Here is a 14571-nt window from a genome sequence, read left to right as displayed (position 1 = left end):
CTCACATCCCTTTCTTATCTTGTAACGTATTCAAGATTTCGTAACAATTTGCACGAACAGAAATGAAGTCGTCCACGCCAGCTTCACGGTATACAGGTTCTAAGTCCTTAGGAGGTGCCCCTGCTAAAATAACCGTTACATGTGGCATAGTTTCTTTCAATTCCTTAGCGAGTGGTGGTACCAATTCTGGATAGGTATCATCTGTAGAACAGATAACAACAACATCAGCACCACTTTCACGAGCAGCTTTCGCCGCATCAGCCGTTGTTTCATGACCATCATTTTTGATAACTTCAAAAGCCCCTACTTCGAAGAAGCCTGTGGAGAAGTCCGCACGAGGTTTATGTTGAGGGATTGGCCCCATATTGGCCAAGAATACCTTCACATTATCTTTCGTACGTTGTTTATAATTCTCAGTGCGCATGCGAAGTGCTTCAAACTGTTCAGTCCAGCGATGGGCTGCAATGGATTCAATCGTTTCGGATGCAATATCGCCAGCATCTAAAGCCTTGCGGATTTGACGTATTGTTAATTTTTGTAATGCACCGAGTTCAATAAGGCCAATCAAAGCGCCTGGCTCTGTCGTACCTGCTTCTAGGGTAGCCTGTGCTTTCACAACAGCATCTGGCTCCGCACTCGCCAAGTACTCTTCGATTTGAGCAACCCGTTTTTGACGCAATGTTTCTTGATTTTCTGGTTTTGGATCAAGCAATTCTTCAGTCATATTCGCATACATGTTGTTACCTACAGCCACATCTTTGCGGAATGCAAGGTTTTTGAAGCGTTCATCAAGAACTGCTTTAACTTGAGCTTGTGGATAGCCTTCTTTCAAGGCTGCTATGATACCACCTTTAGACTCAATAGTTTGGAACTCGGCCCAAATTTTTTCGCATAATTCAGCTGCCAATGTTTCCACATACCAAGAACCACCTACAGGGTCCACTGGTTGACGTAACTCGAACTCAGTTTGTAACATCACTTGAATATTACGGGCAATACGGCGAGAGAAATCGTCAGCTTTGCGAATTGGTTGGTCGAATGGGGACACTTCAAGGCTATTCAAACCGCCTACAACGCCAGAGAATGATTGTGTTGTATTGCGCAACAAGTTTACATATGGGTCGTATACAGTTTTTGTGAAAGCCGATGTTCTGCCGTGTACATGAACAGCACGGTCAGCTTCTTCGGCACCGAACGCTTCCATGATGCGCGCCCAAAGCACACGTAATGCACGTAATTTAGCAATTTCCATGAAGAAGTTTGCACCCAAGGAGAATGTAAACATCATGCTGTTAGCAATAGTGTGAATATCGATGTTACGTTGTGCCAATTGACGTACGTAGCAAACCGCTGTCGCCAATGCATACGCAACCTCTTGCACATCGTTCGCGCCACCATTAGCGTATACATCACCAGATACGAGTACAGTTTTAAGCTCTGGAGCTTGCTCTTTAGCCCATACAACAGTATGTGCCATTTCATCAAAGGCTGTATCTAAAGACATATGCAATGTACCATCTTTAGCCCAAACACCAATAGGGTCTGCACCAACGAGACCTTTCAAGTCAGAGGTCTGTTTTTTAGAGCCTTTCACCGTAGCGGCTAACATACCGAGCAAGATAGCTGCAGAAGCACCTGTTTCAATGTATAAAGGGTTTTCCTTCAAATTAAAACGCTCAATCAATTGGCTACAATCATCCATAGTAGACAGAGATGTACCGCCGATACCAACAGCTGCGCCTACTTGCACATCTTGATCATGGCGTGTTGCTTCATCAAGACGAATATTGTGAATGGTGCCACCTTTTACAATTTCGTATAAACTTGCATGGTTAGCATCCTTAGGAAAAGATTCGTCTACATATTGGGATACGCCCCAAGAGTCTTTAATATAACCACTTGCCTTTGTGCCACGTAGGAACTCACCTGCCCCAGGGTATACACCCTTTGGAATTTTTTCTCCATGCAATGCAGGCGTATAAATTGGTTGTAACGTAATTCCCTCATAGGTTTTAGTGAACATCTTCTTATGGAAGTCGCCACCTTTTAACGCTTTTTCAACCTCGGCCTGCCATTGTTCATACGTAGGTTTCTTAAACTCATCAAAGGATACAGGTGCTAATAAATCACGTTCAGCATCCTTTGAAGTCTTTTTGTCAGACATATATGTGCCTCCTTTTCAACTCGAAACCATACCGAGAAACAGCGCACCGTACCTGCGAATTGTTAGATATATGAATCACTCGAGCTTTATCTTATTGGACCACATCAACCTCAAAATGTGTCCATCTGTTTAATATCTATAAAACCTGATTCCTATACTCAACATCCACTCTAAGGGCAATAAAAAACGTGCCACCTAAAGTGACACGTAAGGTTTCTTATTGAAAGGTACACTAAAAAATACTGTAGCCAGCATACCCCAATCCCCTTCCTATCGCTCGTAGGTACATAACGGTGATTATCAAATAGGCAGTTCTCCTGGCTCGGGATCATCACCTCGCTTTCGCCTTCCCAGATTACTCCAGTGACATGTATGAAAGCAGACTCATCCTTACAGTGGCGGGACCGCATCGGCTTATACCGATTTCTCTATTAAGTCTTGCGACACCTATTCTCTATATTCGTTGTTCTAAGTCCAATATAGTGTAACAATATGCACAAAGTCAATGAACATAACATTTAATCATAAGTGCCAAAATCAAAGTTATAACTGAAAATCATATGCAATAACTAAAACGCATGACTTGAGTATTAGTGATATAATAAGTACTATCACGAGGAGGCATTATGGAGCATACAAGTAGAAAAGGGTTAATCACAGCCCTTAGTTGTTATATAATTTGGGGCTTACTCCCTCTATATTGGGCATTATTAAACCATGTTTCACCGTATAATATACTGGCACAGCGTATTATCTGGTCAGGTGTTTGCATGGCTATCGTTGTATTTGGCCTACACTTTAAACAATTCAAAAAGGACTTTCAATTACTAAAAGAACAACGTTCACAACTATTCCTACTTTTAGTTGCGGCAGTCATCATCAGTGTAAACTGGTTCACCTACATTTGGGCCATCGCCAATAATCAAGTTATGAACACGAGCCTTGGCTATTACATCAACCCACTCTTCAATGTAGTATTAGGTGTCATCCTATTTAAAGAGGTTCTATCTATACCGAAAAAGCTGAGTGTCCTTATCGCTACCATCGGCATCGCCTTACTCACCTATCAAGTGGGATCCTTGCCATTAGTATCGATGATCCTCGCCGTTTCCTTCGGTCTCTATGGGGCCGTAAAAAAGAAACTGCTCATCTCTCCCTTTACGAGCATCGCCTTTGAGGCCTGGCTATTAACACCGCTAGCCTTACTATATACGACCATGGTCGATAATACCGTGTGGTCCTATTTCGGCACAGACTGGTATACGACCATGTTGCTCATAGCCTGCGGTCTAACTACATCTGTCCCATTGGTGCTATTCTCCTATGGTGCGCAGCTATTGCCGCTCAACCTACTAGGCTTCTTGCAATATGTATCCCCTACCATTGCCTTGTTGCTAGCCATCTTCTACTTTGGTGAAAGCTTTGGCACACCACAGATAATCGCCTTCGGTTGTATCTGGATAGCCTTAGTATTATTCTCGTTATCAAGCCAAATTACAACGCGCATTAGCCTAAAAAAGTAAGGTATATCCTATATATCAACTAAAAAGCTGTATCAAATGATATTCTCATTTGATACAGCTTTCTTTTATATAGACGTATTAATCTAACTTATTTTAATCTAATTTATTTTAATCTAACTCATTCATATTGGTCGTATTCAGATTAGAAATGTAATGGTTATAGGCCTCAATCATACGATTATAGTCATTATCTTGTTTTGATCCCATATAGGTACGGATTGCACCAATCGTAGAGTTTACAGAGGTCTTAACAGAATCATATTTAGGACTAGTAATACCATTTGATACATCACCAATAGATTGCAACTCTTGATTGATAGCATTTACGTCTAGTTGTTTTTCACTATCGATCTTTTCTAGGACCGCAGTAAATCGCAAATGAACCTCTTGTGCTGCAGCGGCATTTTTCTTGCCTGCATCACGCAATTGTTGCAACCGTTGTTGCAAGCGGTCTGTATTAATTTTATGCATAACATTATCAAAATCAGCATAAATAGGAACAAATTGCTCATACAATTGAACATATTTAGGGCCTAATTGTTGCTCCTTAGCATAATTATCTGTGGTATACCCTTTAGATTTATAATATGCATCGAGCTCTTCCGCTACCGGTGTAATTTCGTTCAATTTTGAAAGTAGCTTATCTAAAGGCTCCTTCATTTCATCATACGGAATACCTGCTTGCTTAGCCTCTTCTAATTCTTTTTGTAGCTGCTTAAAGTTCGGTGCATTAAATACAGTTAAATGCTGCCCCGCTTTTAACTCATTAAGAGTTGGCGTATTCGCATAATCAAACATTACCGCCATGCGATTGTATCGACTTACAGCTTTCACATATTGATTAAATAACTGCACCTGATCCTGCTCAGACCGCTGCGCAATTTCCTTGCGGCTCTGTTCAGTACCCTGCCATAGTTCTGACATACTACAACCGCTCAAAAAAAATGGGGCTGTCAATGTCGCCGCACACAACACAGCCATTGCTACCCTTTTACCAAATGATTTCATGATGAATCCTCTCCTTCCATCAATACACAACCTAATTTATATATATTAATTATATACTAATATGATTTTTATGAATAGGATTAATATATAAAGGTCATTTATCAATTTTGTCAAGTGACTAATAGAATCAGGGGTGACCAATGATCACCCCTATTTTCCTTTATATACTGCTAGACTATAAATAAGAATGTATAACTCCTAATAATTGTTTTGTACGTATACACGTGTTATCATGAAAGGAGAGAATATGAAGGATAAGGATTTACTATTAGGAGGACCTATGAAGTTTATATACCCTGCTATAATCCATGATGATGCCGATGGTTTCTGGGCCGAATTTCCAGATCTCGAATACACTAGTAGCACCGGCTCAACACTAACAGAATTAATAACCAATGCACAAGAGGCTATGGAACTCTATATATTAGGCGCTTTAGAAGATGGACAAACTCTACCTACCCCCACATCTATTCGCAGCTTACCATGTACCGATACAACATATCCTACATTAGTGCAAACAGATATTGATTTAGCTAAAAATAGTAAGTCCGTAAAGAAAACCCTAACGATTCCTGCCTGGTTAAACGATAGAGCATTAGCTAAAGGAATTAACTTTTCTCAACTTTTACAAGAAGCATTAGTAGAGAAAACAATGTAATTTACATCATCAATTGCTCAGCAAAAATAGAGCTTTCACATTAGGATTTAGCTTCTTCCAGTACAGCATAATATACGGCGTTACAAAACAACCTATAAACACCAAATATGTAAGGAATAGGGGTGTTTCTATATTATGTTGGGACATAAACCCTGACCAGGCTACGACCATTAGACCGCCAAGGTATAGAAAAATAAGCCAATATATAAATCCTATCACCTTTATAATAAGGCGAATCATCTGTTTCACATCCATGTCTATAATTCTACCAACGTTTTAAATCGTCCGTTATTGTGAAAGCGTTCAAAATGGTCTTGTTCGGCTGCAACGGATTTTACAGAGGGATCAATTTTTATAGCCTTTTCTAACCAATCAAGGGCCTTAGTATCTTCCCCTTGGTCTGCATAAATGGTAGCAATACCATACACAGACCAGGTGTTACTAGGGTCCTTTTCCAATACCTTTTCAAACCATTGTTTAGAATCGTTTAACTGCCCTTGCAACTTATAGACCATGGCCATGTTATAGTAATTAGCCACATTGTTAGGGTCTAAATCATAAGCCTTTTTAGTATCTATCAAACCTTTAGCCGCATCACCGTTTAATGCTGTTGCAAAGCCACGTACAGAATAGGCTTCTGCATTATTAGCATTATTCTTAATGGACGCTGTAGCTTCCTCTATGGCTTTCGCATACTCACCAGCGGATAAGGCTTGCTTTGCTGTAATTAGATGTCCATCTTGCTTAGTAGTCGCTTGGCTGTTTCCCGCAGCAGATGTAGAGGAACCAGTAGCAGAACTAGTTGCATTTGATTCTGTTTTATTACTATTCGTATTTTGATTCAACCCACATCCCGTAAGGGCTATTATTAAAAGAAAGAAAAGCACAACCTTCTTCATTAGAAATTCTCCAATCATTTATTATATACAAGACTCCATAGCATGATGATATAATATAAAATACCTCCCGAAAGGAGGTGGTATATTGCAGGAGCTGTTTTATGCACTCTGGGGCACCTTGCTTGCCCCTATTATTGTTGCCTTAGTTGTAACTACCTACAGCTACTGGCTTAACAATAAAAACAAAAAATAAGCAAGAAAAAGGACGAGCTGCCACTCGTCCTTTTTTTTTTGGTTATATTGCAGGTAATTTCATACACTCTACTACCTACGTTTAGTATACCACATTTCTTAGAAAAATAAAGAATTAGCAATAAATCTCATAAAACTCCTAAAAACTATTAGTAGTTTTAACATAATTTACGAGCAATATTAAAGCAACATTAACATAAACTACCAGTTACTTTAACCCAACCTACTAGTAACCTTAGTGTAAACTACTAGCAACGTTAACGTAAATAGCAATAGATATACAAGACTTATTTCTTAGCCTTAGAGCAACGGTCCAATAGGAATGCAACACCAATGAATGGGATGCCGCCGTTTTCGCCAAGGCCGATTTCACAGGTAGAGCTGGAGCTTACGCCTAGTGTTGCACCGTATTCAGCGATTTCAGCTGCAAGGTCTTTGGTAGCACATTTGTTGAGTTCTGGTGTGAAGAACCCTTTTTGACCAGCAAAGCCATCACATGCAAAGGATTTAATGTTGAATACATGGTCTGTGCATAGACGAGCTAAATCCTCGATATACTGAGACTTATTCAAGGATTTAATCTTACATTGTTTATGTACGATGACCCGTTCATCGCATTTTTCAATGTCGAGATGAGGCACAACGTATTTGCACAAGAATTCAGAAATATCGTTGATTTCTAAGTCTGGCATATGTTTGAAAGCATGATTAAAGCATGCACTATGGTCAATCACGATTGGGTATTTACCATTTTGAGATGCTTTCATCAACGCATCGTGTAAGTCTTTCACAGCACGCTCATGAACGTCATCGTAGTTTTCAAAGCTCAAGCCACAGCAGAGGTTTTCGATATGTTCAGGGTAGATAATATCGATATGGGCCTTATTACATAAGCTTTCCACTACTTGTTGCAAGCTACGTTCATCGTCATAACCTTGATTAGGTTTGAACGCACGGTTCGCACAGGTACTAAAGTATACAACCTTTTCAAAATTAGTCGGTTTAATGCGGCTTCTCAATCTGTAACGGTTGGCCTTAGGCGTAGTCTTAGGAATGTACGGAGTAATACCAGTTACACCATGTAAGCCTTCTGTAATCTTGGAAATCGCTTTTTGCGTAACGATAGAACCGGCAATACCTTCGAGACTTACGCCGGCACGAGCCATTTGAAGTGTAGTAGGGAAATTATCGTAAATCTTCTTAGCCAATTCTGGTGCTGGAGGATCGATGCGACGCATGGATAATGCAATTTGAGCCGTATCGATGCTGAGTGGGCAAAGACCTTTACACATGGAGCACGCAGCACAGGTATCTACACCAAAGTATTCATAGCCTTTTTTAAGCTCCACAGCCAATGTGAAATTGCCTTCGTTTTCAAGGCGTTTTGTTTCACGCAACAATGCAATACGTTGACGAGGAGTCAATGTTAAATTGCGGCTTGGACAATGTTTTTCACAGAAACCACATTCCATACAGATTGTAAAAGCATCATCGATAACGCATTGAGCTTTAAGATTTTTCTTATACACATCTGGGTCATCAGTAATGATAACATCAGGATTCAAGATACGTTCAGGGTCAAAGATAGCTTTAATACGACGGTTGATCTCGTACGCTTTACGCCCCCATTCCATTTCAATAAACGGTGCCACCATACGGCCTGTACCATGTTCAGCTTTTAAAGAACCACCGAAGCCAGAGACGCGTTCAGACATTTCTTTTACCAAGTCACCGAAGTTCTTAGTATCTTTAGGATCGCTGAAGTCAGGTGTAATGTTAAAGTGAACATTACCAGACAACGCATGGCCAAAGATCACGCCACCGTCTACGAAATCGTATTTATGGAATAATTCGGTAAGCATTTCGATGCCCTTAGTGAAGTCTTCGATTTGGAAACATACGTCTTCTGTAATAACAGTGGTGCCTTTTCTACGTTGACCACCAACGATTGGCAAGATACCTTTACGGATAGCCCACCAAGAATCGTATTCTTTAGGATCTTGGGAGTAAAGACTTGGAATAGCTGTTGGAATATCTTTCAATTTATCTTTAATAAAAGCTAAGTTTGCATCGACAGTTTCTTTGGAGTAGCTTTCAGTTTGGAACAAAATAGCACTTGTACCTTCAGGAACTTCGCGAACGAAGTCAGGCACATTGTCTAGCGCTTGAACGGCCTTAAGGGATTGATAGTCCATCATTTCCGCAGCAACAACCTTGTCACGACCCATATTAGCCAAGGCTACAACAGCAAGAGATGCATCGTTCAATGTTTTAAAGAACATGAGACCGCAGCCTTTATACGGTACGTCCTCAACAGTGTTATATACGATTTCAGACACGAAACCTAATGTACCTTCAGAACCGATGAACAAGTGGTTGATGATATCGATAATATCTTCAAAATCAACAAGGGAGTTCAAGCCGTAACCTGTGGTATTTTTGATTTTGTACTTATGGTGAATCAAGTGTGTCAATTCTTCATCGGCCAAAATATCCTTACGCAATTGTAAGATATCCTCTACCATTTGAGGTTTTTCTTTAAGGAATTGATCAATACTCTTTTGGTCAGACGTATCAAGGATGGAGCCATCTAATAACACAACGCGAATGGACCGAATTGTTTTATAAGAGTTTTGCGCCGTACCACAGCACATACCAGAGGAGTTATTATTCAAGATACCACCTACTAATGCTGTGGCAAGCGTTGCAGGATCTGGACCAATTTTACGATTGTACGGCTTCAATAAATCATTCGCATCGGAACCGATAACACCGCACTCACATTTCAAGGCTTTCCCATCATCAATAACTTCCATTTTCTTGAAGCCATCATTACATACGATGAGCACATCTTCACTGGAGCATTGACCAGACAAGGAGGAGCCGGCCGCACGGAATGTAAATGGTGTCCCACATTGTTGACACAAACGAATAAGCCGTCTTACTTCTCGTTCATCTTCAGCTTTAACAACTACCTTTGGTAAATAGCTATAGCAAGACGCATCAACGCCATATGCATAACGACGTAAATGATCGGTGTATACGCGACCTTTACAAATCTCATTTGCCTCCTTGGCAAAACGTTCATAATCTCTAATAAGTGTACTCACTTCTATTTCCTCCTATCCTTTCTTAAGGAATCTATTACTTTTAGTATACGCCGTTCTCATTCTCCTCACTATAATTATGCATAATTTATATCTCTTCTAATAAAAATCGATATGCATTCCCCTTTTATTCCCTCAGTTGAAAGTACATCTCATTAGCATTATCATGTACCCATTTTTCCTCATATACAATCAAGAATCCTTATTTATTAAGCATGTATAGATATAGTCAGTAATAATATACTAAAACTTCTCTAAATAACGATTCGTACTACCCATAATTCTATAGTAAATACATTACTAACATTATGCATAAAAATAGTATGATTTATATATTTTAAATTTTTCATTCTCATTTATAGTTCTCTATGACTTTTAGTTATACCCTTTTATAAAATGCTGAAAATACAGAAAGCCCTCTAATGGTAACATGCTTACGAATCACCATTAGAGGGCTTGTATTAAGTTATATCATCCCAAGATACCAGATTTAAGAATGAGGCGTACCGCCAATGCAAAGACAGCTATGCTCATGAGGGCGAGGATAGCTTTTGCTTTGAGACGTTTTGCAATACGGGCCCCCGCTTGAGCTCCAAAGATAGCGCCAATACTAGTAGGGATAGCAATGCTAAATACGATGTGACTTTCAATTAAATGTGTAATAACCCCCACCGTTGTTGATACGGCGAGAATAGATTGACTTGTAGCTGTTGCCATATGTGTAGGAAATCCCATGAGATAAATCAAAGCCGGCACATGAATAAGTCCTCCACCGATACCAAAGATACTGGAGATGAAACCTACAAAGAAACTAATGCTAATACCGATAGGTTTGCTATAGCTCAACTGCTCAAGAGTAAGGCTTTCTTCCTTTCTTTCCCCTTTTCTAAAATTTTTAAAACTAATCAATACGGATGCACACAGCATAAAGCATCCAAAGGCAAACATAAAGCCTTTACCAGAGAACCATCCAGACATTTGGGCACCTAAAATAGCCCCCGGAAAGGTAGCAAGACTAAAGATGATAGCAGCGTTAATGTATACCTTTTTTTGCTTAAGATACGCTATAGATCCAGAAATGGCGTTACACATAACAGAAAAAAGCGATGTTCCTACGACCATGGACGGAGACCACTCTGGGAACCAGTACATAAAGAGAGGCACAAAGACAAGTCCTCCACCGGCACCGATGATGGTACCAATCATAGCAGCTAAAAAGCCAACTATGGTAAAAAATATATAGAATACCACTATATTATCAAGCACATTAACCCCTCCCATGCCGTTTGAATTATTGTTTCTCCATATATACAAAAGATAATCCCGTTTCATCCTGTATTTCTCTAACGGCTTTATACCCCATTTTTGTATATAACTTTATATTGATCCAGCTTTTCGTACATGTATATAATACACGCCGGTCTTGACTGCATTGTTCATCTACGAAAACTAATAACTTCCGAGCCAACCCTTGTTGCCGATGGTTTTGATGCACCATCAAGCGACCGACCTCTACCACGCCATCGTCATATTGATAGCGAATACCTCCGATGATTCTTCCCCCATCATCTACTAGTTTATAGGTATGCCATTGGGTGAAAGTAGCTTTAAACTCCTCTTCCGACTCCATCAATGCAGGAACCATTCGACTTCCAATCATCTCCGCTTCGCTTTCAAATGTAAGCAATTGCAAACGGTACAGATCCAATACATCTGACTCAGTAGCTTTCACAATTTTCATAAACTACTCCTAATATATACCACGAATCAACGATTAGCTTTAGATATAATGACTAATTTGATTGGAAAAATTCCTTAGCCGCCTTCAATCGGCCACGTTCACAGGAGACTTGTAATTCATCGCCTGGCTCGAGTTTTACATCGCCTAATGGCACAATGTAGGTACCATTACGGCGAATACTTACGATCAATGTACCATCTGGTAATGCCAAGTCTTGTAGCTGTACATCCGTATAATTTGCCACCACAGGCACCTTCGTTTGAAAGAAGGTTTGCACCGATTCTAGATTGCTTTGACCACTCATGGCTTGCAACAAGGAATCGTAAATCGGCGGTTCTTTTAAAAGCTCCGCCACAAGATAGGCCACGAGCGTAACGATACCGATAGCATAAATATTAGAGAAACTATCCGTCATTTCAAGAACGAGCAAAATCGCCAAAATTGGGGTCCGCATAGCGGCCGCTAACATACCTCCCATGGCACAGATAACGAACTGTGGTACAAAATCAGGAGAAATAAGTCCTAAGGTTGAAAGTAAGCTTTCACAAAAAGCACCTGTTGCAGCACCAATTACGAGCATGGGCAAAAATATGCCCCCTTGAGCACCACTGCCATAGCAGAAGGTGGTAAGTAAAATCTTGCCTAATACGATGCCACCTAAGAGCAATACGCCATGAGATTGAAAGGCAAGCTGACCCACAAGGTCATTGCCCCCACCCAAGAGGAGCTGCGAATCAAAGCCAATGGCTGCCACTGCCACAAAGGTAAGGGCTAATTTCAAGAATCGAGAACATTTGAGCCAGTCAAAGAACCTCTTGAAAGCAAAAATCATACGGCAAAATAACACGCCACATAGCCCCATGATAACACCAACCATGAGCAGTATCGGGAAATATTCAAGAGGAACCCCTGAGGTCACCGTAAAGCCCAACGCTGGTGTAAGTCCAAAGATACTAACTGTAATATAGTTAGAAATCAAAGTTGCCACGAAGGTTGGTACAACGAGATACGGATAAAAGCTTTTATGTACCTCTTCAAAGACGAACATCGCTCCCGATACGGGCGCACTAAAGGCAGCTGTTAAGCCTGCCCCAGCACCTGCGGATGTCAAAATACGCTGTTCTCGTAGCCCCGAATTCATCCAGTAAGACACGATTTTGCCGGCAGAACCACCAATCTGTACGGCTGGCCCTTCACGACCTACGGAAAATCCTGCAAAGCCGGTCAGTACGCCACCAATCATTTTAGATACTAGTGTCCGATAGGGCTTCATATCAAAGAGTCCAAGCATTTCCCCTTCAATTTGCGGGATACCAGAACCACCAGACAATGGGGCCCATGCGAGCAATCGATCTACAATAAACGCAAAAATGACCATTACCACAAGCCAACCTATGGCCCATTCCATAGTAATATCATCCATCAAATGCCACCTGATATGCTCCGATTCAAGTATCAAATAGCGGTATGATGCCCCCAAAAAACCTGCAATCACCCCAACAAGAGCACCCTTTGCAATGAGCTCCGTTAAGAGCACTCGATTCATGGACATATCTGCCAAGGTAGAACTACGCTTATTAAATTTCCATAATTTCATAACATCCTCCTTAGCAGTGACCAAAACCAACCGTTCCTCTGCCGACATAGGTCTACACGAACTATGCATTCATATCCTTAGTATACTTATGTAAACCACCATTTTCAAGAAAGGATTACGTATAAAAATAGCTTTCTCACGGAACACGAGATCAAAGGTCCGAATCACAAAACAATAGATAGCGCTTTAAACACAAAGCTAGCCACCTCTAAAAAGAGATGGCTAGTTTTGTTAAGCAAGTGTGTAAATGTATTTTCTTTACACATTCGGAGGTATTTGAAATATGTAAAGACGCTAATTAGAATATGGATTCATAGATGCCGATTATTTCTTCTAAAGAGGCATCCCGTGGGTTACCAGGTGTACATGCATCGTTGAAAGCAGATTCAGCGAGGAATGGAATATCTTCCCGTTTTACGCCTGCTTCGCTAAGAGATTTAGGAATACCTACGTCATCAGCTAATTTCTGAATTACGTCGATAGCCGCTTGACGATAGGTTGCTTCATCCATAGCATCTACATTAGGAACGCCCATAACGCGAGCGATTTCACGATATTTTTCACCTGTAGCAGGGGCATTGAATTTCAATACTGCTGTTAACAGCATCGCACAAGCCTTACCATGAGGGATATCGTACACAGCACTCAATGGATGAGCCATGGAGTGAACAATGCCGAGACCTACGTTGGAGAAGCCCATACCCGCAATGTATTGACCTAAAGACATAGCTTCACGGCCTGCATAATCGCCAGCCACAGCGCTACGCAAGGAACGACCAATGATTTCGATAGCTTTCAAATGGAGCATATCAGTTAGCTCCCACGCACCTTTTGTGATATAACCTTCTACGGCGTGTACGAGGGCATCCATACCTGTGGCCGCGCAAAGACCTGTCGGCATAGACGCGGACATATCAGGATCTACGATGGCAACGATCGGGATGTCATGCGGGTCAACGCAAACAAATTTGCGGTTCTTTTCAACGTCTGTAATAACGTAGTTGATAGTAACCTCTGTAGCCGTACCAGATGTTGTTGTAACAGCGATGATTGGCAAGCATGGATTTTTAGTAGGCGCTAAACCTTCAAGGCTGCGTACATCGGCGAACTCAGGGTTCGTAATAATAGTAGCAATCGCCTTGCTTGTATCGATCGGGCTACCGCCACCAACAGCAACGATAACATCGGCGCCAGCCGCTTTACAAGCCTCAACACCAGCCGTTACGTTTTCGATGGTAGGATTTGGTTTGATACCGTCGTAGACTTCATAAGCAATACCTGCCGCATCAAGCAAATCCGTAACCTTTGTAGCCACTTTAAATTCAAATAAATCTGGCGTAGATGTAACGAGGGCTTTTTTGAAATGGCGATTCTTAATTTCGTTCACAATCTCCTGAATCGCGCCTTGCCCAAAATAAGACGTGCCGTTCAACATTATTCTGCGAGCCATATACTTCACTCCTAACAAAACAAACTATACAATAAAAAAATAAACCGACAGAGAATCACTTTACTTATTAATTCTCTATCGGTTTAATAAAATCCTTGATAGCACGTTATGTATACACTATATATTTTTCTATTGTAACGATTCTAAAGTTTGTCTCCATTAAGTGTCAACTCAGATTCGCCGTCCATGAATAGTATTTCCACTGTCTATATTCGTGATATACTCTTAAAAT

At 40.8% G+C, this 14571-nt stretch carries 11 protein-coding genes and 1 riboswitch; of the genes, 3 read left to right on the top strand and 8 right to left on the bottom strand.

The annotated features are described in order from the left end of the window. Position 1: 1 nt before the first annotated feature. Positions 2–2164 carry a methylmalonyl-CoA mutase family protein gene (locus E7K77_RS06790; RefSeq protein WP_325306195.1) on the bottom strand — a complete coding sequence of 721 codons (2163 nt, stop codon included), beginning with the start codon at positions 2162–2164 and terminating at the stop codon, positions 2–4. A 290-nt stretch (positions 2165–2454) separates the two neighbouring features. Continuing rightward, positions 2455–2630: riboswitch (cobalamin riboswitch) on the bottom strand. Between the two features lie 160 nt (positions 2631–2790). Between E7K77_RS06790 and rarD the strand changes: the two genes are divergently transcribed. After that, complete coding sequence (gene rarD, locus E7K77_RS06785; protein ID WP_195213366.1) at positions 2791–3687, top strand: EamA family transporter RarD; 897 nt, start codon at positions 2791–2793, stop codon at positions 3685–3687. A gap of 108 nt (positions 3688–3795) precedes the next feature. Here rarD and E7K77_RS06780 read toward each other — a convergent pair whose 3' ends face one another. Beyond that, positions 3796–4695 (bottom strand): DUF3829 domain-containing protein, encoded by a 900-nt coding sequence (locus E7K77_RS06780; protein ID WP_325306196.1) that lies wholly within the window; start codon positions 4693–4695, stop codon positions 3796–3798. A 280-nt stretch (positions 4696–4975) separates the two neighbouring features. On the opposite strand from E7K77_RS06780, the gene E7K77_RS06775 reads away from it, so the two are divergent. Next, a complete protein-coding gene (locus E7K77_RS06775; protein WP_008714666.1) occupies positions 4976–5353 on the top strand; it encodes a type II toxin-antitoxin system HicB family antitoxin in 378 nt (125 codons plus the stop codon). A gap of 257 nt (positions 5354–5610) precedes the next feature. Here the strand turns inward: E7K77_RS06775 and E7K77_RS06770 are convergent, their stop codons facing one another. Then, positions 5611–6252, bottom strand: coding sequence for a tetratricopeptide repeat protein (locus tag E7K77_RS06770; protein WP_325306197.1), 642 nt, complete (start codon positions 6250–6252; stop codon positions 5611–5613). Between the two features lie 85 nt (positions 6253–6337). Between E7K77_RS06770 and E7K77_RS06765 the strand changes: the two genes are divergently transcribed. Beyond that, a complete protein-coding gene (locus tag E7K77_RS06765; protein ID WP_227037232.1) occupies positions 6338–6445 on the top strand; it encodes a type I toxin-antitoxin system Fst family toxin in 108 nt (35 codons plus the stop codon). 286 nt (positions 6446–6731) lie between these two features. Here E7K77_RS06765 and E7K77_RS06760 read toward each other — a convergent pair whose 3' ends face one another. From E7K77_RS06760 to fucO, 5 genes are all read right to left on the bottom strand, one after another. After that, a complete protein-coding gene (locus tag E7K77_RS06760) occupies positions 6732–9554 on the bottom strand; it encodes an FAD-binding and (Fe-S)-binding domain-containing protein (RefSeq protein WP_325306198.1) in 2823 nt (940 codons plus the stop codon). A gap of 468 nt (positions 9555–10022) precedes the next feature. Continuing rightward, a complete protein-coding gene (locus E7K77_RS06755) occupies positions 10023–10817 on the bottom strand; it encodes a sulfite exporter TauE/SafE family protein (RefSeq protein ID WP_325306200.1) in 795 nt (264 codons plus the stop codon). Between the two features lie 25 nt (positions 10818–10842). Further along, the gene (locus tag E7K77_RS06750; RefSeq protein WP_325306201.1) at positions 10843–11292 is read right to left on the bottom strand and encodes a GNAT family N-acetyltransferase; all 450 of its coding nucleotides are present in this window, start codon (positions 11290–11292) and stop codon (positions 10843–10845) included. 52 nt (positions 11293–11344) lie between these two features. After that, complete coding sequence (locus E7K77_RS06745; protein WP_325306202.1) at positions 11345–12889, bottom strand: ClC family H(+)/Cl(-) exchange transporter; 1545 nt, start codon at positions 12887–12889, stop codon at positions 11345–11347. 298 nt (positions 12890–13187) lie between these two features. Then, positions 13188–14339, bottom strand: a complete 1152-nt coding sequence (fucO, locus tag E7K77_RS06740; protein WP_325306203.1) for a lactaldehyde reductase — start codon at positions 14337–14339, stop codon at positions 13188–13190. Between the last annotated feature and the right edge of the window lie 232 nt (positions 14340–14571).

This window comes from Veillonella parvula, assembly GCF_032577575.1.
Taxonomy (GTDB): domain Bacteria; phylum Bacillota; class Negativicutes; order Veillonellales; family Veillonellaceae; genus Veillonella.
The sequence above is the reverse complement of the archived record's forward strand: the minus strand, read 5'-3'. Positions and strand labels throughout refer to the sequence as shown.

What these genes read in the sequence shown, in the direction of transcription:
- E7K77_RS06790 (WP_325306195.1), bottom strand. Translation starts at nt 2,164, where the DNA reads ATGTCTGACAAAAAGACTTCAAAGGATGCTGAACGTGATTTATTAGCA.
- rarD (WP_195213366.1), top strand. Translation starts at nt 2,791, where the DNA reads ATGGAGCATACAAGTAGAAAAGGGTTAATCACAGCCCTTAGTTGTTAT.
- E7K77_RS06780 (WP_325306196.1), bottom strand. Translation starts at nt 4,695, where the DNA reads ATGAAATCATTTGGTAAAAGGGTAGCAATGGCTGTGTTGTGTGCGGCG.
- E7K77_RS06775 (WP_008714666.1), top strand. Translation starts at nt 4,976, where the DNA reads ATGAAGTTTATATACCCTGCTATAATCCATGATGATGCCGATGGTTTC.
- E7K77_RS06770 (WP_325306197.1), bottom strand. Translation starts at nt 6,252, where the DNA reads ATGAAGAAGGTTGTGCTTTTCTTTCTTTTAATAATAGCCCTTACGGGA.
- E7K77_RS06750 (WP_325306201.1), bottom strand. Translation starts at nt 11,292, where the DNA reads ATGAAAATTGTGAAAGCTACTGAGTCAGATGTATTGGATCTGTACCGT.
- E7K77_RS06745 (WP_325306202.1), bottom strand. Translation starts at nt 12,889, where the DNA reads ATGAAATTATGGAAATTTAATAAGCGTAGTTCTACCTTGGCAGATATG.
- fucO (WP_325306203.1), bottom strand. Translation starts at nt 14,339, where the DNA reads ATGGCTCGCAGAATAATGTTGAACGGCACGTCTTATTTTGGGCAAGGC.